2 protein-coding genes are annotated in these 1609 nt (G+C 66.9%); one reads left to right on the top strand and one right to left on the bottom strand.

Translation table 11 applies throughout. From position 1 onward, the window contains the following. The first annotated feature begins 254 nt into the window (after window positions 1-254). The gene (locus ABD951_RS23830; RefSeq protein ID WP_345351293.1) at window positions 255-1013 is read left to right on the top strand and encodes a DeoR/GlpR family DNA-binding transcription regulator; all 759 of its coding nucleotides are present in this window, start codon (window positions 255-257) and stop codon (window positions 1011-1013) included. Window positions 1014-1140: 127 nt separating this feature from the next. On the opposite strand, the gene ABD951_RS23825 is transcribed toward ABD951_RS23830, so the two are convergent. After that, the coding region (locus ABD951_RS23825) for an AMP-binding enzyme (RefSeq protein WP_425569937.1) at window positions 1141-1609 on the bottom strand (469 nt) is incomplete at its 5' end.

The following is a 1609-nucleotide window of genomic DNA, read 5'->3' as shown; positions in this document are numbered from 1 at the left end:
GAGAACCGCCAACTCCACCAGCTCCCGCGGCCCGAACTGCTCCGCCGACGCCTTGTACCCGAGCTTGAGGACCACGGTGAACCTCTCTGTTAGCGCGTGCCCGCCGAGGAGTGCGCGTTTGTGTGCAGCTTCCGCACGAAATAGTGCAATCATGGGTCGACTACTGTCAATAGTTGCGCGCTCTGCGCTATCTTGATGGGGCTTCACGTGTTCACCGTCGATGAACCCGACCGTTCGCCGAGAAGGGAAGATCCGTGTCCGCAGACGCTCGCCGCCGTGAAATCCTGCGCCGGTTGGCCTCGAGCGGGTACCTCGAGGCCAAGGCCCTGTCCGCCGAATTGGACGTCGACGCCTCCACGATCCGGCGCGACCTGGACGCTCTCGCCCGCGACGGCAGAGTCGAACGCACCCACGGCGGCGCACGCGTACTCGACGGCGCAGTGAAGGACGTGCCGTACGTGTTCAAGGTCGGGCTGAACGCCGCGGAGAAGTCGGCGATCGCGCGGGCTGCGGCCGGGCTGGTTCACGACGGCGCCAGCGTGATTCTCGACAGCGGGTCGACGACCTACGAGGTGGCAGTCGCGCTGCAGCAGAAGAGCGGGCTGACGGTGATCACCAACGACCTGCGGATAGCGAAGCTGGTGGCGGGTTTTCCCGAGGTTCGACTCCTCGTGGCCGGCGGCGAGCTACTCAACTCGGTCTACACGCTCACCGGAAGTCACACGGTCGACTTCATCCGGTCCTTCTCGGCGGACTGGGCGTTCCTCGGTGCGGACGCGATCGATCCCGTCGCCGGTGTCACCAACACGAACACCCTCGAGGTTCCGGTCAAGCGCGCGATGATGCGGTCCGCCGCGCACGTCGCGGTGGTGGCGGACCATTCCAAGTTCGGGCGTCGAGCGCTCGCGAAGGTGGCGGAGATCGAGGACACGGACCGGATCATCACCGATGCGACCCTCGCGGCCGACCTCGCCGAGCCGTACGGCACGAAACTCGTTGTCGCACAATCATGACGGGCTCTCGCGCCGGCGATGCGGCGCCGGCACGATAGCCCAGGACGGGTCCGCCGATTCGTCTCGGCCGCCCCGGGCGAATCGGCCCTCGCCCGGGACGCCGACGGGCGAACTCGTCGGAGATGCCCTAGATCCGGTTGACGTCCAGTCCACCCTCCTGGAACTGGGTCCGCAGCCGCTTCTTGTCGAACTTGCCGACGCTGGTCTTCGGGACCTCGCCGATCACCGTCCAGTTCTCGGGCACCTGCCACTTGGCAACCTTGTCCGAAAGGTACTGCTGCAGTTCGGCGATCGTGGTCGAGGCGCCTCCCCGCAGGACGACCGCGACGAGGGGTCGCTCGTCCCACTTCTCGTCCGGGATGCCGATCACCGCGGCCTCGACGACGTCCGGGTGCCCCATCACGGCGTTCTCCAGATCCACCGACGAGATCCACTCGCCGCCGGACTTGATGATGTCCTTGGTCCGGTCCGTCAGCGAGAGGTAACCGTCGGGAGTGATCGACCCGACGTCACCGGTGCGCAGCCACCCGTCGTCGAACTTGTCCGGCGCGTCGACGCCGTAGTAGGCGCCGGTGATCCACGGGCCCCGCACCTCC

It is taken from the genome of Rhodococcus olei (assembly GCF_039540555.1).
Taxonomy (GTDB): Bacteria; Actinomycetota; Actinomycetes; order Mycobacteriales; family Mycobacteriaceae; genus Rhodococcus_G; species Rhodococcus_G olei.
This window is presented reverse-complemented; position numbering and strand designations above follow the sequence as displayed.